This window comes from Actinomadura sp. K4S16 (assembly GCF_008327685.1).
Lineage (GTDB): Bacteria > Actinomycetota > Actinomycetes > Streptosporangiales > Streptosporangiaceae > Spirillospora.
In genome coordinates, this window is record NZ_BDDE01000014.1 from 312192 (window position 1) to 329851 (window position 17660).

Consider the following 17660-nt stretch of genomic DNA (forward strand, 5'->3'; position numbering starts at 1 on the left):
GTTGACACCCTCTTTACCTGAGGGCCGGGTGCCTGCACGGACGAGGCGACCCGTTTCCGCGCACCGGCGTGGGAACCCGGAAGGAGATCGTGTCAGTACTCCGCGCGGAAAGCGTCACCAAGCTCTTCGGCCGCAGGACGGCCGAGGCACAGCGGAAACTCAAGGCGGGCGCTGATCTGTCGGCGATCCGCGACCTCGGGGTCACACCGGCGGTGGTGGACGCCACGTTCGAGGTCCGGCAGGGCGAGATCTTCGTGGTCATGGGCCTGTCGGGGTCGGGGAAGTCGACCCTCATCCGGACGCTGAACGGACTGCTCGGGGTCACGTCCGGAAGTGTCGAGATCGACGGCCAGGACATCGCCGAGCTGCCGCCGAAGGCGCTGCGCGCGCTCCGGCAGCACAAGATCAGCATGGTCTTCCAGCACTTCGCGCTGTTCCCCCATCGGACGGTCCTGGCCAACGCGGCGTACGGGCTCGAGGTCCGCGGCGTTCCCAGGGAGGAACGAGAGAGGACCGCCCGGGAGTTCCTGGCGCTGGTGGGTCTCGAAGGCTGGGAGAACAAGCTCCCCGGTGAGCTGTCGGGCGGGATGAAGCAGCGGGTGGGGCTCGCCCGCGCGCTCGCCTCGGGTACCGACATCATCCTGATGGACGAGGCGTTCAGCGCCCTGGACCCGCTGATCCGCCGGGAGGTCCAGGACCTGCTGCTCGATCTGCAGAGCCGGTTCGGCAAGACGATCGTCTTCATCACCCACGACCTGAACGAGGCCATGCGCATCGGCGACCGCATCGCGGTGATGCGGGAGGGGCGGATCGTGCAGATCGGGACGGCCGAGGAGATCCTCACCGACCCGGCCAACGACTACGTCGCCCAGTTCGTCGCGGATGTGGACCGTACCAGAGTGCTGACGGCGGCCTCGGTGATGGAGAAGCCGCTGGTCACGGTGCCGGCATCGACCGGACCGCGGACGGCCCTCAGGACGATGCGCGAGCACCAGACCTCGGCGGCGTTCGTGGTCGGGCGGGACCGCAAGCTCGTCGGACGGGTGCGGGCGACGGTCATCGCGGACGCGGTGCAGGAGAACGTCCAGACGCTCGACGGCCTGATCGACCCGGAGGACCCGGCGCCGGTCGCGCCGGACACCCCGGTCGCCGACCTGTTCGTGCGGGTCGCCGAGAGCGACCTGCCGGTGCCGGTGGCGGACGAGAAGGGGACGCTTCTCGGCGTGATCCCCCGGGTGACGCTGCTGGCGGCGCTCGGCGCGATCAACTCCCACGTGGAGGAGATGGTCGAGGAGGACGAGCCGGAACTGGCGCTGACGAAGGAGGGTGGCAGCGGTGACGACGACTGACGCGGCGATGAAGCTGCCCCGGGTGCCGGTCGGCGAGTGGTTCGACGGCCTGGTGAGCTGGTGCACCGACAACCTGTCGTGGCTGTTCGACGGGATCGGCTCGGCGATCGAGGCGGCGGTGGACGGGCTGACGAGCGTCCTGACGGTCCTGCCGCCGCTGGGGCTGACGCTGGTGCTGGCACTGATCGCGCTGGTGGTGAGCGGCTGGAGGCTCGCCCTGTTCACGGTCCTCGGGTTCGCGCTGGTCGACAGCATGGAGCTGTGGGAGCCCGCGATGGACTCGCTGGCCCTGGTGCTCGTGTCGGCGCTGGTGTCGACGGTGGTGGCGATCCCGATCGGCATCGCGGCGGCGCGCAGCGACATGGTGAGCCGGATCGTCCGCCCGGTCCTCGACTTCATGCAGACGATGCCGGCGTTCGTGTACCTGATTCCGGCGATCTTCTTCTTCAGCATCGGCTCGGTGCCCGGCGTGGTGGCGACGGTGATCTTCGCGATGCCGCCGGGAGTGCGGCTGACCGAGCTCGGCATCCGCGGCGTGGACCCGGAGATGGTCGAGGCGGGCGAGGCGTTCGGCACGCCGCCGGGCCGGATCCTGACCCGGATCCAGATCCCGCTCGCGATGCCGTCGATCATGGCGGGCGTCAACCAGCTGATCATGCTGTCGCTGTCCATGGTCGTCATCGCGGGCATGGTCGGGGCGGGCGGCCTCGGCGGCGAGGTGCTGGAGGGCATCAACCGGGTGGACGTCGCCAAGGGCTTCGAGGGCGGGATCGCGGTCGTGGTCCTCGCCATCTACCTGGACCGCCTGACCGGGGCGCTGGGCGATGGCCCGAGCATGATGCGCGCGCTGTTCACCCGCCCCCGCGCCGGCGAGGCCGCGATGGCCGGCGTCGGCGGCAACTGACTTCCGCTCCCCCCACATAACCCCCTGTAAGCGAACGAAAGGATGGGCATGCGCTTCAAGTTGAAGGGCCTGACGGTCGCCGCGCTGACGCTGACGCTCGGTCTGAGCGCCACGGCGTGCGGTGATTCCGACTCCGGCGGGGGTGGGAAGGGCAAGGAGATCACCATCGGCATGGTCGCGGGCTGGGCCGAGGGTGAGGCCGCCACGGCCCTGTGGAAGCGGCTCCTCACCGACAAGGGCTACAAGGTGGACGTCAAGACCCTCGACACCGGCCCGCTCTACGCGGGCATGGCGAAGGGCGACGTCGACCTCTTCGTGGACGCCTGGCTCCCGGGCACGCACGAGGACTACTGGAAGCAGTACGGCGACAAGCTGGAGAAGGTCGGCGCCTGGTACGACTCGGCGCCGCTGACGATCGCGGTCCCGAACTACTCCCCGCTGAAGACGCTCGACGACCTGAAGGGCAAGGGCGGCGCGTACGGCGGCAAGATCGTCGGCATCGAGAAGAGCTCCGGCCTGTACCGGGTGTCGCAGGAGAAGATGCTCCCCGCGTACGGCCTGAAGGACGAGTACAAGGTGACGACGTCCTCGACGGCGGCGATGCTGACCGAGCTCAAGAAGGCGATCGACGCGAAGAAGGACATCGTCGTCACGCTGTGGCGCCCGCACTGGGCGTACTCGAAGTACCCCATCCGCGACCTGCAGGACCCGAAGGGCGCGATGGGCAAGCCGGACGGCATCTACACCGTCGCCCGTGGGGACTTCGGCAAGGACCAGCCCGAGGTCACCGGCTGGCTGAAGAAGTTCAAGATGGACGACAAGCAGCTCGGCGCCCTCGAGGACCTGATGGAGAACCAGTACAAGGGCAAGCCGGACCAGGCGGTCGACGAGTGGCTCAAGACGAACCAGAGCTACGCCACCTCGCTGACCGGCTGACGCCGGGAACGTTCCCAGAGAGGGCCGTCCGGGTTTCCGGGCGGCCCTTTCTCAGCTCGCGAGCCCGACGCTGAACAGGACGGCGGCCAGGCCGAGCCCGGTGGCGGCCAGGGTCATGATCCGCGGATGGACGCTGTGCGCCTCGGGCAGGATCTCGGCGGCGGCCAGGTAGAGCAGGACTCCTGCGAAGACGCCGAGGTAGGGGCCGAGGACGGCGTCCGGGACGGTCGCCAGCATGCCGATGGCCGCCCCGGCGACCGGGGCGGCGGCGTCGGCGAGCAGCAGCAGGACGGCGGGGCGCCGGTCGCCGCGGTACAGCGAGGCGGCGGTGAAGGTGTTGAAGCCGTCCGCGAAGTCATGGGTGACGACGGCGAGCGCCACGAAGACCCCCGTCTCGGTCCCGGTCTGGAAGCCGAAGCCGATGCTCAGGCCGTCCACCAGGCTGTGCACGACGAGCGCGAGCGCGGCGAGCAGCCCGCCGGAGCCGGAGCCGTGGACGTGCGCGTGCGGGGCGTACTCCTCCTCGTGGGCGCGGTGGATCGCCACCGCCTGCTCGACGACGTGCAGCAGCACGAACCCCGCCGCGAAGCCGATCATCGGGGCGGGGACGCCGAACGGGCGGTGCCGGGTCAGCTCCAGCGACTCGGGGATCAGGTCGAACGCGACGACGCCGAGCATCAGCCCGCCGGCCAGGCCGAGGACGAGGTGCCGGTGGTCGCGGACCCGCATCGCCGTGAGGCCGCCCGCGAGCGTCATCAGGAACGCGAGGACGGACACGAGCACGGCCATCCCTGGGTTTTACCAGCGCGCCGACCGCCCCAATCCCCCTCCGGGCGGCGGGGGCGGACCCACCGGCGGGATGCCGCCGTCCGCTCGCCGGTCGCGCCCCGCCGCGCGATGCTCCGAGCGGACGGCGGGTCAGTTCAGCGCGTCGGCGTCGACGACGGTCTTCGCCGGCGGCCGCCGGACGTCCACCGGCTGGTCGTAGGCGAGGAAGTCGACCTGGTTCCCCGCGCCGCCGTCGAGCCGCAGCACGTAGGGCTCACCGCGCGTGGCCACGTGGATCTTGTCCCCGGTCGAGGCGACCAGCGCCACGGTGGGGATGCCGCCGACCGTCCCGGTCGTGCCCTTCTTCCAGCCGTCCAGCTCCTTCACGGCCTCGGTGAGCAGGGCCGACCGGTCCGTGAAGAGCGCGATCTCCTTGAACTCGCGGTTCTTGACGGTCGTCCTGAGGTGCTTGCCGGACAGCAGCTGCACCGCGGGCTTCCCGCCGATCGACTTCCAGAACGCGTCGTCGCCCTTGAAGTAGAGGTCCTTGCCGATCCTGGTGATCTGGATGTTCTGGGCCCCCATCCCGAACGATCCGGTCGCCTTCGCCTTCCCCGCGTAGCGGAAGTCGAGCGCGTACTTCTCGCCCTCCTCCTCGACCTGCCCCCGCATCCGCAGTGACTTCGCCGACGCCGTCGCCTTGCGTGCGCGGCTCAGGATCTCGGCCGGGTTCAGCTTCTCCACCCCGTTGGGGATCGCGGAGGCGGGCGTGGGAGCGGCGGAGCGCGCGGCCGGCGTGGATGCCGCCTTCGCCGTCTCCTTGTTCTCGGCCGGGCCGCAGCCCACGGCGAACGCCACCGTGAGCAGGAGCGCGGCCGACAGGCCCGGCGCGCGGCCGGCCCGCAGTCGGTGATGAGACACCCCGTAGTCCTTTCGCTATTTCTTCACGGGGCAATCGCCCCCGTTGTCCGAAAAGAGACTGCTTGATGCCGTTGTCGAACCGCTGTCGTTATGCTGCCGTCACTGCGCCCGGGCTGCGGAACGACTGCGCAGGCGCCGATGACGAGGAGCGGGGGTGGTCGCGCTGCCGGGCGAGGGGTCCGCTATGCGCTTCGAGATCCTGGGCCGGCCGGCCGCGTGGCGGGACGGCCGGGAACTCGACCTGGGCCCGGGCAAGCAGCGTGCGGTGCTCGCCGTCCTGCTGCTGACGCCCAACCGGGCGGTGTCGACGGCTTCGATCGTGGCGGCGGTCTGGGGCGACGAGCCTCCCGACAACGGCGCGAACGTCGTCCAGAAGTACGTGGCCGGTCTGCGCCGCGTGCTGGAGCCCGAGCGCTCGCCCCGTACTCCGGGGCGTCTGCTGAGGCTGACCGGTGCCGGCTACGCGTTGAACGTCCCGCCCGACGGTCTGGACGCCGAGGTGTTCCAGGACCAAGTGAAGGAGGCCCAGGCCGCGCGGGCCGCGGGCGACGCGGGGCGGGCCGAGGCCCTGCTGCACGAGGCGCTGGCCATGTGGCGCGGCCCGGCGCTGGCCGGGCTGAACGGCCAGTTCTTCGACGCGGCGCGGGACCGCCTGGAGGAGGAGCGGGCGGCGGCGCTGGAGGCGAGCGCCGAAGTCGGGCTCGACCTGGGGCGGCACGCGCAGCTGGTGCCCGAGCTGATCCGGCTGGTCGCCGAGTTCCCCCTCCGGGAAGGGCTGCGCTACCTGCTGATGCTCGCCCTCTACCGGTGCGGCAGGCAGGCGGAGGCCCTGGCCGCCTACCGGGACGCCCGCGCCTACTTCGCCGAGGAGTTCGGCGTCGAGCCGGGCGAACGGCTCCAGAGCCTGCATCTGGGCATCCTGCGTTCCGATCCGGCGCTGGCCTCACCGCCCGCGCGCGAGCCGGAGGGGGCGGGCGATCCCCCGCCCGAACCGCCGACCGACGATCTTCCCGCGCGCCCCGGAGACGACGACGTGTCACCGCCGGCCGCGCACGCCGTGCCCTCGTTCGCTCCGCCCGACTCGCCGGCCGTACCCGCCCGGGCCGAGGGGAGCGCCGCGCCGCTCCCGCCCCCCTTCCTCCCGGCGTCCGCCCCGGCCCACCCGCCCGTGTACGGCCCCCCGCCCGTCGGCGTCATACCGGCGGACCACGGTCGCCCCGCGCACGCCGCATGGGCGGCGCCCCGGAGACGGCGCTTCCCGTGGGGGCGGATCATCCTGGTGACCGTCCCGATGCTCAGCTTCGGAGCCGCCACCTGGGCCCTGATCGGGTACTTCGCTGGACGGCGCAGGAGCCTCGCGCTCGGGCTGATGGCGTTCGCCTACCTGGTGATGACGGTGGTCTTCTTCACCGGCGTCGAGATCACCGACCCGGACCACCCCGGATGGTGGGACCTCCCGCTGACCCTCTCGCTGCTGGGCACGACGTTCGGGGGCTCTCTCCAGCTGGCCCTCCTCACGGCCGAACCGGCGTCGTCCGGGCCCCACGGCGCGGGCCCGACCGCGCTCGACGTCGAGCTGATCGAGCGCAGGGTCCGCCGGGAGCAGGCCCGCTCGCTGGCGGCGCACCACCCGGCGGTCGCCCGGATGCTCGGCATCGGACGCCCCGACCTGCCCCGCGCGTTCGACGACGGGGGCCTGGTCGACGTGAACTCGGCGCCGGAGCACCTGCTGGCCACGCTGCCCGGCCTGGACCCCTACCACGCGAAGCTGGTCGTGCTGGCCCGGACGGCGCACGGCCCCCTGAGCACCGTCGACGACCTCGCCACCCGGCACATCCTCCCGTACCAGGCGGTGTACGCCCTGCGCGACGTGCTCGTCGCGCTCCCGCCGGCCGCGGCGGGGGAACCGGACGCGCCGGCGGACGGCGCGGCGCCCCCAGGCCCGCCTCCCGGCACCTGGACCCGGTGACGGAAAGACCCCCGGACCGTGAGGCCCGGGGGTCTGATCCGTTCCGCGCTATTCGGCGGCGACCGCTTCCTTCTCGGGCGCGGTGCCCTCGCCCTTGATGGAGCGGATCAGGAGCTGGGAGACGTCGACGACCTCCAGCGACTCCTTGGCGTCGCCCGCGTTCTTCTTCTCGTTGATGGCGTCGCCCAGCATGACCAGGCAGAACGGGCACGCGGTGGAGACGGTGTCGGGGTTGGTCTCCAGCGCCTCGTCCACGCGCTCGGTGTTGATCCGCTTGCCGATGCGCTCCTCCATCCACATCCGGGCGCCGCCGGCGCCGCAGCAGAAGCCGCGGTCCTTGTGCCGGTGCATCTCCTGCGTCTTGACGCCGGGGACGGTCGCCATGATGTCGCGCGGCTGCTTGTAGACCTTGTTGTGGCGGCCGAGGAAGCAGGGGTCGTGGTAGGTGATGTTCTCCTCGATCGGCGTGACCGGGGTGAGCTTGCCTTCCTCGACGAGGTGCGCGAGCAGCTGGGTGTGGTGGACGACCTCGTAGTTCCCGCCGATCTGCGGGTACTCGTTGGCCAGGGTGTTGAAGCAGTGCGGGCAGGTCGCGACGATCTTCTTGACGCCCGCGTCGTTCAGCGTCTCGACGTTCTGCTGGCCGAGCATCTGGAAGACGAACTCCATGCCGAGGCGGCGGGCCGGGTCACCGGTGCACGCCTCCATGGGGCCGAGGACGGCGAACTTCACGCCCGCGATGTGCAGCAGCTCGGCGACGGCCTTGGTCGTCTTCTTGGCGCGGTCCTCCAGAGCGCCGGCGCAGCCGACCCAGAACAGGTACTCGGTGTCCTCGGAGACCTTGTCGTCGACGACGTCGACCTCGAAGTCGAGCTCCTCGATCCACTCGAGGCGCTTCATCTCGGACATGCCCCACGGGTTGCCCTTGTTCTCGAGGTTCTTCAGCATGACGCCGGCCTCGGACGGGAACGAGGACTCGATCATGACCTGGAAGCGGCGCATGTCCAGGATGTGGTCGATGTGCTCGATGTCGACCGGGCACTGCTCGACGCACGCACCGCAGTTGGTGCAGGACCACAGGACGTCGGGGTGGATGACGCCGTCGTCGCCGACGAGGGCCTTGTCCACCTCCATGGCGAGCTTCTGCTCGTCGGTGAACTTCTGCTGCTGGTCCTCGGACGCCGTGAAGTAGGGCGCCTTGGCCAGCGCGTGGTCGCGCAGCTCCAGGACGAGCATCTTCGGCGACAGCGGCTTGCCGGTGTTCCAGGCGGGGCACTGCGACTGGCAGCGACCGCACTCGGTGCAGGTCGCCATGTCGAGGAAGCCCTTCCAGGTGAAGTCCTCGATCTTGCCGCGGCCGAAGACGTCCTCGTCGGGGTCGGCCTCCTCGAAGTCGAGCGGCTTGCCGCCCGACATCATCGGCTGCGCGGCGCCGAGGCCGTCCGGGCGGCGCTTGAACATGACGTTCAGCGGGGCCAGGAAGATGTGCAGGTGCTTGGAGTGGACGACGAAGACCAGGAAGACCAGCGCGACGCCGATGTGCAGCAGCAGGCCGACCGACTCCAGGACCTCCAGCGTGTGGTCGCTCAGCCCATCGAACAGGTGCCCGACGGCGTAGGAGAAGTAGGCGCCCCTGCCGTAGTCGAGGTTGCCGCTGGCCCACTCCACGCCGCGGAAGAAGAACATCGTCCAGATCACGTTGAAGATCATGAAGAGCGTGATCCAGGCGCCGGACAGGTGCGAGCCCTTGAACCGGGACTTGCGGTCCAGCCGCTTCGGCGAGTTCTTGATCCGGATCGCGGTGAAGACGATCAGGCCGGCGGTGCAGGCGAGCGCGATCGTGTCCTGGACGAAGCCGATCGGCGGCCAGGTCTGCAGGCCCGGGACCTTGGCGTCCAGCCCGAACAGCAGCGCGACGGCCGCCTCCAGGTAGACCGTGATCAGCAGGATGAAGGCCCACATGACCGCGGCGTGCGAGACTCCGGCGAGCGTCCACTTCAGCAGCTTGCGCTGGCCGAGGACCTCGACGGCCTGGCCCTCCACCGCTTTGGCGGGCTCACGCTTGACCTGCAGCGTCCGCTGGGGGTCCGGCTGCCCGCTCTTGGCGATCGCGTACAGGAACAGCACTCGCCTCCCGGCGAGCGCCAGCGCGACCGCCGTTCCGGCGAGCCCGATGACCAACGTGATCCAGAACACTGTTCCGTCCTCCTGGGGTACGGGCGATGGCAGCCAGCGTAGGGCTCGCGTCAGACTGCTCTCCATCCGGGGCCGAATACTACTCGGCAGTAGCTTACGCGTCACATCCCCTGGTCAGCACCATCTGTGCCGATTTCCGGACCGCCAAGGCCTTCGATCTCCGCCGCATACCCTCGCCAATACCCGCGCACCGATGAGTATCCGCCGGATCACGAGTCCATACCACGTGGCGGGACGCGTCCACCCGCGTCCCGTCCAGCGGTATCCGATACGGAGGGACTCCCGATGACCCCGATGCCCGACCTCGGCCCCGCCGCCCGGCGGATGGCAGGGCTGCTCGCCGACGTGCCCGACTCCCGGCTCACCGGGCCGACGCCCTGCGAGGGCATGTCGCTCGGCGCCCTCGTCGACCACGTGAACGGCCTGGCCCTGGCCTTCACCTGGGCGGCGAAGAAGGACTTCCCGGAGGGCCCGTCGCAGCCGCCGTCCGCCGACGCCGCCCGGCTCGACCCCGACTGGCGGGCCCGCGTCCCCGAGCGGCTCGACGCGCTCGCGGCGGCCTGGCGCTCCCCGGACGCGTGGCAGGGCATGACCCAGGCCGGCGGCGTCGACCTCCCCGGCGACCAGGCCGGCAACGTGGCGATGAACGAGCTGATCGTGCACGGCTGGGACGTCTCCCGCGCCACCGGCCGCCCCTACGACGTCGGCAAGGAGGAGATCGAGGCGTGCCTGGCCTTCGTCGCCCCGGCCGTCGAGCAGAGCGGCGGCCAGGGCATCCCGGGCCTGTTCGGACCGGCCGTCGACGCGGGAGCGGACGCGTCCGCGCTGGACCGCCTCATCGCCATGACCGGCCGGGACCCGTCCTGGACGGCGGAGCGGAGCTAGTCCTCCGAGGGCTCCGAGACCTGCACGAGAAGGTCGTGGACGAAGTACGCCTCCATCGGCCGCCCGTCGAGCTGGAACGGCACGACGTGGTAGTAGGCGTAAGGACTCCGCGTGGGCTCCCAGCCGAAGAACGCCTCGGCCTCCGGCCTCAGGACCGACCAGGGGCGCATGCCGTCCGCCGACCGCATCGGCTCACCCGCCCGGCGCACGAACCGCCGGTCGAGGACGTAGTCGCCGGTCTCGGTGTCCAGGCTGGTGTGCTCCAGCCAGAAGTCGGGCCAGAGCGGGAGGGCGAACCGGTGCCGGGAGGGGCCGCCGCCGACCGGATCGCCCAGGACCGCCGCCAGGTCCTTGATCTTCGGCGCCTCCATGGCGGCCCACCGGCCGGCCTCCTCCACCAGGCCGGCCGGCGGGTCGTCATACGGGGCCGGCGGTTCCGGGAGCGCCTCGGGGGCGATGCCGCGCATGTCGCGGAGCACGGAGAGCTGGTAGCCCTCCACGGTCATCGAGCGCGGGGGACGCGGCTCGGGGTCGGCGAACCGCTCGCACGACCAGCACCACCAGGGCTCGGGGCGGCCCATGCAGTCGCCCGTGTAGTAGACCTCACGGCTCTCGTGCCGCCGGTACGGCCCGTCGCCGACGGGCATACCGGCCACCACGGGGACCAGCGGGCCGTCACACCGTTCGCACCTCGGATTCATGGCCCTTCAGACGCCGGCGGCCCCCGCGGTGTTCGGTCAGACCCGCTCGAAGATCGCGGCGAGGCCCTGGCCGCCGCCGATGCACATCGTCTCCAGGCCGTAGCGGGCCTCGCGGCGGTCCATCTCGCGGGCGAGGGTGGCGAGGACGCGGGCGCCGGTCGCGCCGACGGGGTGGCCGAGGGAGATGCCGGAGCCGTGCACGTTGACGCGGTCCCAGTCGGCGTCCTTCAGGCCCCATTCGCGGGTGACGGCGAGGACCTGCGCGGCGAACGCCTCGTTCAGCTCGATGAGGTCGATGTCGGCGAGGGCGAGGCCGGCGGCGTCCAGGGCCTTGGCGGTGGCCGGGACCGGACCGATCCCCATCGTCTCGGGCGGCACCCCGGCGCGGGCCCACGAGACGAGCCGGACGAGGGGCCGCAGGCCCAGCTCGGCGGCGCGTTCGGGGGTGGTGACGACGCAGGCGGCGGCCGCGTCGTTCTGGCCGCTGGCGTTGCCCGCCGTGACGGTGGCCTCGGGGTCCTTCCTGCCGAGGACGGGACGCAGCTTCGCCAGGCCCTCGACCGTCGTGTCGGGACGCGGGTGCTCGTCGGTGTCGACGACCGTGTCCCCCTTCCGCGACCGGACGGTCACCGGGACGATCTCCTCGGCGAACACCCCCGACCGCTGGGCGGCCACCGCGCGCTGGTGGGAGCGGACGGCCAGCTCGTCCTGCTCCTGGCGCCCGATGCCGTACTCGCGGCGCAGGTTCTCGGCGGTCTCCAGCATCCCGCCCGGAACGGGGTGGTTGACGCCCCCGGCGGTCACCCGGCCCTGCGCGAGCGCGTCGTGCAGTTCCAGGGACGGCCCGCGCACGCCCCAGCGCGCCGCCGTCGTGTAGAAGGGCGCGCCGCTCATGCTCTCCGCCCCGCCCGCGATGATCACGTCGCTGACCCCGGTCTGGATCTGCATGGCGGCGTTGACGACGGCCTGGAGCCCGGACCCGCACCGCCGGTCGAGCTGGCTGCCGCCGACCGTGACGGGCAGCCCGGCGTCCAGCGCGGCGACGCGTCCGATGGCGGGGGCGTCGGAGGTGGGGTAGCAGTGCCCGAGGATCACCTCGTCGACCGCGTCCCCCGGCAGGCCGGTGCGCTCGACCAGGGCGCGGACGACGGTGGCGGCGAGCTCGGCGGACGTGACGGTCTTGAGCGCCCCGCCGAACCGGCCGATGGGGGTACGCAGCGGTTCGCAGATCACCGCGTCGCGCATGGTGGGCTCCTCGGGACGGGGGTCGCGGGCACTTCGCAGGGTACGGCCCCCGCCCTGGAGGGCGGCGTCCGGGCTCGCGTCCCGCGGAGGGTTGAATGCTGGTACCCATGGCGGTGGCGAACCGGGACGTGGGCCGGAGGGCCGGACGAGTGCGGGAGGCGACGTGGAGCAGTGGGCGGGCCGGGCGACGACGATCCGGGTGATCGGGGCCGGGGCGATGGGGCGCGGGATCGCGCAACTCGCCGCGGCGGGCGGGCTGACCGTGGAGCTGGCCGACATCCGGACGGAGGCCGTGATGGAGGCGGCCGAGTACGTCTGCGGCATGTTCGACCGGCTCGCCGCGAAGGGGCGCATGACGGCGGACGAGGCGGAGGCGGCGAAGGGGCGGCTCCGGCCGGTCGGCGAGCCGCTCACCCCGTTCCAGGACTGCGACCTCGTCGTGGAGGCCGTCCGGGAGGACATGGAGACCAAGCGGGAGCTGTTCAGGTCGCTGGAGAAGGTCTGCCCGGCGCACACGGTCCTCGCCACCAACACCAGCTCGCTGCCGGTGACGGCGATCGCCGCCGCGCTGGAGGACCCGTCCCGGGTGGCGGGGCTGCACTTCTTCAACCCGGTGCCGCTGATGCGGGTCGTCGAGGTGATCCCGGGGGCGCGCACGGCCGAGTGGATCCCGGACGCGCTCGCCGACCTCGTGAGGCGTCTCGGCCACACGCCCGTCCTCGCACCGGACGCGCCCGGCTTCCTCGTCAACCACGCCGGGCGCGGCCTGGTGACGGAGGCACTGCAGATCCTGTCCGAGGGCGTCGCCGAACCGGTGGACATCGACCGGATCGCCCGCGACGTGCTCGGCCTGAAGATGGGGCCGTGCGAGCTGCTCGACCTGACCGGGATGGACGTGTCGCACCCGGTGATGGAGTCCATCTGGACGGGCTTCTACACCGAGCCGCGGTTCCGCCCGTCCAGGATCGGCCGGGCCCGCATGGAGGCCGGGCTCCTCGGACGCAAGACCGGCGAGGGCTTCTACAAGTACGTGGACGGTGTGAAGCAGGAGCCCGCCGAGGCCGGTGCCCCGGCCACCGACTTCCGGCCCGTCTGGTTCCAGGAACCGCAGCACCGCGAGACGCTGGGCATGCTGCTGTCCGAGGCCGGCGTGGAGGTCGAGGCGGACGAGGAGCCGTCCGAGGAGGCCGTCCTGCTGGTCGAGGCCACGGCGGACATGAGCGTCGCCGAGCAGGTCGCCAACGGCCTCCCCGGAGAGCGGACCCTCGGGATCGACGGGTTCTTCGGGTTCTTCGGCCGGATCACCCTCACCGTGCAGCCCGCGCTCGACCCGGAGGCGGGCCGCGCGGCGCTCGCCGCCCTGCTCGCCACGGGACGGCCGGTGACCGTCGTGCGGGACGCGCCCGTCGCCGTCGCGCCGCGGCTGCTGGCGTCGATCGTCAACGTGGGCTGCGGCATCGCCGAGCAGCGGCTGGCCAGTCCCGCCGACATCGACACCGCCGTCCGGCTCGGGCTCGGCTACCCGCGCGGACCGCTGGAGTGGGGCGACCACGTGGGCGCCGAGCGCGTGTTCGAGGTCCTGGTCCACATGCACGAGTCGACCGGCGACCCGCGCTACCGTCCGAGCGCCTGGCTGGACGAGCGGGTGTCGCTCGGCCTGCCCCTCACCGAGACCGGGACCGCACCGTCCGACCTGCTCGGCTAGCGCCTCAGCCGGTCGGCTCGACGGGGTAGGCGGGGACCTCGTCCGTCCAGCCGTAGGAGACGAGCGCGCTGTAGGAGAAGACCGTGCCGGGCCTGGTGCCGCGCGCCGCCCTGCCCGGCTTCACCATCACGGACTCCTGGGCGAGGAGCCGCCCGCTCGCCGGGTCGATCACCAGCCGCTCCTCCACGACGGTGTCGCCCGTGCGGACCTGCCGGGCGACGCCGTCGCCGCGCCGGCCGAGCGGGTCGGTGACGGGCCCGAGGGTGCGGATGCCCGGCGAATCGGCGAGCAGCCGGTAGACCGCGGCGCGCACCTCCGGCCGCACCGGCGCCGCGCCGATCTTCTGCGCGTTGCTCATCAGCCATTCGGCGGAGTCGACACGGCCCGGGACCTGTTCGAGGGCCCGGTCCAGGAACCGCCGGAGCCGCTGCGGGTCGGCGGGCAGTCTCCGCACGTCGGGTGCCGTGGCGCCCTCCCAGTCGGCGAGCCGGAACGCCTCTCCGCCCTTGACCTTCGACCTCGTCCAGGGGGTGGCGCCGCCCGCCGACGACCCGGTGCGGTGCGGCGACGGCTCGCCGGACGCACCGGGCCCAGGAGACATGACGGGGCCGCCGGAGGGCGCGGGGCCGAGGTCGCGGCTGCTGACCCGGCGCCCGCCGACCCATGCGTGCTTGCCGGGCCCGGCGTCCCAGAGGCCGATCTCCCGGACGGAGTAGTACTCGCGATCGCCGACGATCACGTGGCCGCCCTCCCTGGTGACGGCCGACCAGTACCGTCCGCGACCGGCCGGGGCGCCCTCCGCCTTGGTCGCCGCCGCCAGCAGCACGGTGCGGGCCGACCCCGGGGACGCGGTGCGCTGGTCGGGCGCCCGGGGCGTCGTGCCGGACGACAGCACGACGGCGCCCGCGGCCGCGGCGGCCGCCACGGCGAGCCCGAATCCGCCGAGGGCGAGCCGGGGCGTCCGGAACGTGCGCCGGGGCGCCCGCCGGGGCGAGCGGATCTCGCGCTCCAGCCGGGCCCGGCCGCGCGCCGCCGCGCCCTCCTCCGGCCGCTCGTCCAGCATCGTGGCGATCATCTGGAGTTCGTCCATGGTCAGGTTCCTTCCGTGTCGAGCGCGGCGCGCAGCTTCCCGCGCGCACGGTTGAGACGGGAGCCGACGGTCCCGTAGGGGACGCCGAGCGCCTCGGCGACCTCGGCGTGGGTGAGGCCGCTGAGCGCGACGAGCAGCACCACGTCGCGGTCCTTGCGGGACAGCCCGCCGAGGGCCCGGGCGAGCCGCGGCTGCATCCCCTCGGCGGTCACCCGCGCGGCCACGCGGTCCTCGTGGCCGCCGGGGTCGCGGTCCGCGCCGACCTTGGCGAGCGCCCGGTAGCGGCGGGTCTCGGCGCGGCGGTGCTGGGCGATCAGGTTGGTCGCGATCCCGAACAGCCAGGGCCGGACGGTGCCGCGCGCCGGATCGAAGGCGGCGCGGCGGCGGAACGCGGCGAGGAACGTCTCGGCGACCACGTCGTCGGCGGTCTGCGGGCCGAGCCGTCCGGCGACGTAGCGGTGGACGTCGGCGAAGTGGCGGTCGTAGACGGCGGTGAAGCGGTCGCCGTCGCGGACGGACGAGGCGAGCAGCGCCTCGTCGTCCACCCGTTCGGTCTCGGTCGGGGCGGTCACTCGTCCGCCCCTTGTGCGGGGTCCGGCATGGGCACCTCCGGGGGGATGGTCGTCATCCTTACTCCGCCGTTCCCCGGATCCGCTTTCACGCCGATTCGGGGACCTTCTCCGGCCGGGCGCCTCCGGCGGACGTCGCGGCGCCGCGCAGCACGAGGGCCGCGAAGAGGGCGGTGGCAAGCATGACGCCGGAGGCCGCCAGGGAGCCCACGGAGACGGCGTGGGCGAAGGCGTCCTTCGCGGCGTCCGCGAGGCCGGGGTCGCCGACCCCGAGGGCTTCGCCGAGGGAGCGGCGGGCGGCGGCGGGGGCGGAGTCCGGCAGGCCGCGGGCGTAGGCGGCGGAGACGACGCTGCCGAGGACGGCGACGCCGAGCGCGCTGCCGAGCTCCTGCCCGGCATCGTTCACCGCCGAGCCGACCCCGGCCTCCTCGACCGGGACGGCGGCCATGAGCGTGCTGTAGGCGGGCGGTGCGCCGAGTCCCGCGCCGAAGCCGATGACGACGAGCCCGGTCGCGAGCGCGGCGTAGCCGTCGTCCGGTCCGGTCAGCCCGAGGGCCAGGAACCCTGCCGCGAGGACGGAGAACCCGGCGACGAGCGCGGGGCGGGCGCCGAAACGCGACTCCAGCGACGCGCCGAGGCCGTTGCCCGCGGCGGCGGACACGGCGACGGGCAGCAGCGCGAGCCCGGCCTTGAGGGGCCCGTAGCCGTGCACGAACTGGAGCAGCTGGGTCAGGGCGAACAGCGTCCCGGACAGCGCGAACCCGAACAGCGAAATCATGGCGGCGGCCCCGGAGAAGGCGCGGTCGCGCAGCAGGCGCAGGTCGAGCATCGGTTCCGGGTTGCGGTGCTGCCAGGCGGCGAACAGGGCGAGCGCGGCGGCGCCGACGGCCAGCCCGCCGAGCACGCGGGCGCCGGTCCAGCCGTGCGCGGGGCCGGAGATGACCGCCCACACCAGCGCCGACATGCCGACCGTGGACAGCACGGCGCCGGGCACGTCCGCGCGGCGGCGCGGCCCGCGCGACTCGGGGACGACGGCCAGCAGCCCGGCGACGGCGGCCGCGGCGACGGGCACGTTCACCAGGAAGACCGAGCCCCACCAGAAGTGCTCCAGCAGGACCCCGCCGAGCGTCGGTCCGGCGGCGAGCCCGGCCATGGACGTCGCGCCCCAGATGGCGAACGCCTTGGCACGCTCGTCCGGGCCGAAGACCTGCGCCATGATCGACAACGTCCCCGGCATGAGGAACGCGCCTCCCACTCCCATCAGCGCCCGCATCGCCACGAGCTGGGCGGGGCCCTCCGCGAAGGCGGCCAGCAGGGACCCGGTGCCGAACAGCGCGAAGCCGATCAGCATCGCGCGGCGGCGCCCGTGCCGGTCGCCGAGGCCGCCCGCCGTGATCAGCAGCCCCGCGAAGACCAGCGAGTAGGCGTCGATCACCCATTGGACGTCGGACGTGGTGGCGTCCAGGTCCCGCAGCAGGGACGGGATCGCCACGTTGAGGACCGTGTTGTCGACCACGACGACGAACAGGCTGAGGCACAGCACGCCGAGGATCTGCCAGCGCCGCGGATGCGGGGACGGCGGCTCGCTCATGGTCACTCCCTGGTTTCTCGTACAGCGTTCGAGTTGACTCGCACACTGTATGACTTGCCTCGTACGGTGTTCAAATCCCGGTACTGTGTACGAGAGAGGGAGGATGTGCCGATGGCCGACAAGAGCAGGGCGCCGTCCGTCTGGATGCGGCCGGAGCGCGCGCGACGCGCCCAGCCCGCCCTCAGCCGGGATCAGATCGTCGACGCCGCGCTCGATCTGCTGGACGCCGAGGGGCTGGACGGCCTCAGCATGCGCCGCCTCGGCACCCGGCTGAACTCGGGCGCGACGTCGGTGTACTGGCACGTCGCGAACAAGGACGAGCTGCTGGAGCTCGCCCTCGACCGGGTCATGGCCGAGGTGGCCGTCCCGTCGGGCGGCGGCTGGCGGGCCGCCGCGACCGGCTACGCGCGCGGCCTCCGCGCGATGATCCACCGGCATCCGTGGACGGTGACGCTGTTCGGCAGCCGCCCGATGATCGGCCCGAACTCGACCCGCGTCCTGGACGAGGTCCTCGCCGCGTTCCGCGCCGCCGGGTTCACCGGGTTCGACCTCGAGTACGCCTGGTCCGCGGTGGTCGACTACGTCATCGGCGCGGCCGGCAGCGAGGCGAGCTGGCAGCGCAGCCAGCCCGGCACGTCCGCCGCCGAATGGGTCGAGAACCTCGGGCCCTACCTGAACCGGCTGGACGAGGAGCGCCCCGGCCTCGCGTCCCACATCCGGGAGATCTGGATGAAGGAGACCGGCGACGTCCTGGAGGGCCGCTTCGCCTTCGGGCTCGACTGCGTCCTCGACGGCCTGGAAGCGCGCAGGCCCCCCGCCCGGTAGCGGACG

At 72.6% G+C, this 17660-nt stretch carries 14 protein-coding genes and 1 pseudogene; 7 read left to right on the top strand and 8 right to left on the bottom strand.

What is annotated here, in order from left to right; genetic code table 11:
- Nucleotides 1-89: 89 nt before the first annotated feature.
- The 3 genes and pseudogenes from K4S16_RS19885 to K4S16_RS19895 all read left to right on the top strand — a co-directional run bounded on the left by K4S16_RS19885 (nucleotide 90) and on the right by K4S16_RS19895 (nucleotide 3189).
- Complete coding sequence (locus K4S16_RS19885; protein WP_149260474.1) at nucleotides 90-1349, top strand: glycine betaine/L-proline ABC transporter ATP-binding protein; 1260 nt, start codon at nucleotides 90-92, stop codon at nucleotides 1347-1349.
- A gap of 127 nt (nucleotides 1350-1476) precedes the next feature.
- Nucleotides 1477-2253 (top strand): annotated as a pseudogene (locus K4S16_RS19890) (ABC transporter permease); the annotation flags it as partial.
- A gap of 48 nt (nucleotides 2254-2301) precedes the next feature.
- Nucleotides 2302-3189 (top strand): glycine betaine ABC transporter substrate-binding protein, encoded by an 888-nt coding sequence (locus K4S16_RS19895; RefSeq protein WP_149260475.1) that lies wholly within the window; start codon nucleotides 2302-2304, stop codon nucleotides 3187-3189.
- A 51-nt stretch (nucleotides 3190-3240) separates the two neighbouring features.
- Here K4S16_RS19895 and K4S16_RS19900 read toward each other — a convergent pair whose 3' ends face one another.
- Both K4S16_RS19900 and K4S16_RS19905 read right to left on the bottom strand, forming a co-directional pair.
- On the bottom strand, nucleotides 3241-3978 hold the full coding sequence (locus K4S16_RS19900) for a ZIP family metal transporter (RefSeq protein ID WP_149260476.1): 738 nt from the start codon (nucleotides 3976-3978) through the stop codon (nucleotides 3241-3243).
- Between the two features lie 129 nt (nucleotides 3979-4107).
- Nucleotides 4108-4878 carry a hypothetical protein gene (locus K4S16_RS19905; RefSeq protein ID WP_149260477.1) on the bottom strand — a complete coding sequence of 257 codons (771 nt, stop codon included), beginning with the start codon at nucleotides 4876-4878 and terminating at the stop codon, nucleotides 4108-4110.
- A 154-nt stretch (nucleotides 4879-5032) separates the two neighbouring features.
- Between K4S16_RS19905 and K4S16_RS19910 the strand changes: the two genes are divergently transcribed.
- Nucleotides 5033-6847, top strand: a complete 1815-nt coding sequence (locus K4S16_RS19910) for a BTAD domain-containing putative transcriptional regulator (RefSeq protein WP_149260478.1) — start codon at nucleotides 5033-5035, stop codon at nucleotides 6845-6847.
- A 48-nt stretch (nucleotides 6848-6895) separates the two neighbouring features.
- Here the strand turns inward: K4S16_RS19910 and K4S16_RS19915 are convergent, their stop codons facing one another.
- Nucleotides 6896-9043, bottom strand: coding sequence for a (Fe-S)-binding protein (locus tag K4S16_RS19915; RefSeq protein WP_149260479.1), 2148 nt, complete (start codon nucleotides 9041-9043; stop codon nucleotides 6896-6898).
- A gap of 285 nt (nucleotides 9044-9328) precedes the next feature.
- Between K4S16_RS19915 and K4S16_RS19920 the strand changes: the two genes are divergently transcribed.
- The gene (locus tag K4S16_RS19920) at nucleotides 9329-9928 is read left to right on the top strand and encodes a TIGR03086 family metal-binding protein (RefSeq protein WP_149260480.1); all 600 of its coding nucleotides are present in this window, start codon (nucleotides 9329-9331) and stop codon (nucleotides 9926-9928) included.
- Here the strand turns inward: K4S16_RS19920 and K4S16_RS19925 are convergent.
- Entirely contained in the window at nucleotides 9925-10575 is a 651-nt protein-coding gene (locus K4S16_RS19925) for a hypothetical protein (protein ID WP_149260481.1), read from the bottom strand. The two genes, K4S16_RS19920 and K4S16_RS19925, sit on opposite strands and share 4 nt — an antisense overlap.
- Before the next feature lie 90 nt (nucleotides 10576-10665).
- Nucleotides 10666-11874, bottom strand: a complete 1209-nt coding sequence (locus K4S16_RS19930; protein ID WP_149260482.1) for an acetyl-CoA C-acetyltransferase — start codon at nucleotides 11872-11874, stop codon at nucleotides 10666-10668.
- Nucleotides 11875-12037: 163 nt separating this feature from the next.
- Here K4S16_RS19930 and K4S16_RS19935 point away from each other — a divergent pair, with 163 nt between their 5' ends.
- Nucleotides 12038-13579, top strand: coding sequence for a 3-hydroxyacyl-CoA dehydrogenase (locus tag K4S16_RS19935; RefSeq protein ID WP_149260483.1), 1542 nt, complete (start codon nucleotides 12038-12040; stop codon nucleotides 13577-13579).
- A gap of 4 nt (nucleotides 13580-13583) precedes the next feature.
- Here K4S16_RS19935 and K4S16_RS19940 read toward each other — a convergent pair whose 3' ends face one another.
- From K4S16_RS19940 to K4S16_RS19950, 3 genes are all read right to left on the bottom strand, one after another.
- Nucleotides 13584-14669, bottom strand: coding sequence for a CU044_5270 family protein (locus K4S16_RS19940; protein WP_149260484.1), 1086 nt, complete (start codon nucleotides 14667-14669; stop codon nucleotides 13584-13586).
- Between the two features lie 2 nt (nucleotides 14670-14671).
- The gene (locus K4S16_RS45095; protein WP_235036930.1) at nucleotides 14672-15241 is read right to left on the bottom strand and encodes an RNA polymerase sigma factor; all 570 of its coding nucleotides are present in this window, start codon (nucleotides 15239-15241) and stop codon (nucleotides 14672-14674) included.
- An 85-nt stretch (nucleotides 15242-15326) separates the two neighbouring features.
- Entirely contained in the window at nucleotides 15327-16829 is a 1503-nt protein-coding gene (locus tag K4S16_RS19950; RefSeq protein WP_149260486.1) for an MFS transporter, read from the bottom strand.
- Nucleotides 16830-16940: 111 nt separating this feature from the next.
- On the opposite strand from K4S16_RS19950, the gene K4S16_RS19955 reads away from it, so the two are divergent.
- Complete coding sequence (locus K4S16_RS19955) at nucleotides 16941-17654, top strand: TetR/AcrR family transcriptional regulator C-terminal domain-containing protein (protein ID WP_149260487.1); 714 nt, start codon at nucleotides 16941-16943, stop codon at nucleotides 17652-17654.
- The last annotated feature ends 6 nt before the right edge of the window (nucleotides 17655-17660 follow it).

Bases quoted from the DNA above. Each gene is read 5' to 3' on its own strand.
- K4S16_RS19895 (WP_149260475.1), top strand. From the start codon at position 2,302: ATGCGCTTCAAGTTGAAGGGCCTGACGGTCGCCGCGCTGACGCTGACG.
- K4S16_RS19900 (WP_149260476.1), bottom strand. From the start codon at position 3,978: ATGGCCGTGCTCGTGTCCGTCCTCGCGTTCCTGATGACGCTCGCGGGC.
- K4S16_RS19920 (WP_149260480.1), top strand. From the start codon at position 9,329: ATGACCCCGATGCCCGACCTCGGCCCCGCCGCCCGGCGGATGGCAGGG.
- K4S16_RS19925 (WP_149260481.1), bottom strand. From the start codon at position 10,575: ATGCCCGTCGGCGACGGGCCGTACCGGCGGCACGAGAGCCGTGAGGTC.
- K4S16_RS19930 (WP_149260482.1), bottom strand. From the start codon at position 11,874: ATGCGCGACGCGGTGATCTGCGAACCGCTGCGTACCCCCATCGGCCGG.
- K4S16_RS19940 (WP_149260484.1), bottom strand. From the start codon at position 14,669: ATGGACGAACTCCAGATGATCGCCACGATGCTGGACGAGCGGCCGGAG.
- K4S16_RS19950 (WP_149260486.1), bottom strand. From the start codon at position 16,829: ATGAGCGAGCCGCCGTCCCCGCATCCGCGGCGCTGGCAGATCCTCGGC.
- K4S16_RS19955 (WP_149260487.1), top strand. From the start codon at position 16,941: ATGGCCGACAAGAGCAGGGCGCCGTCCGTCTGGATGCGGCCGGAGCGC.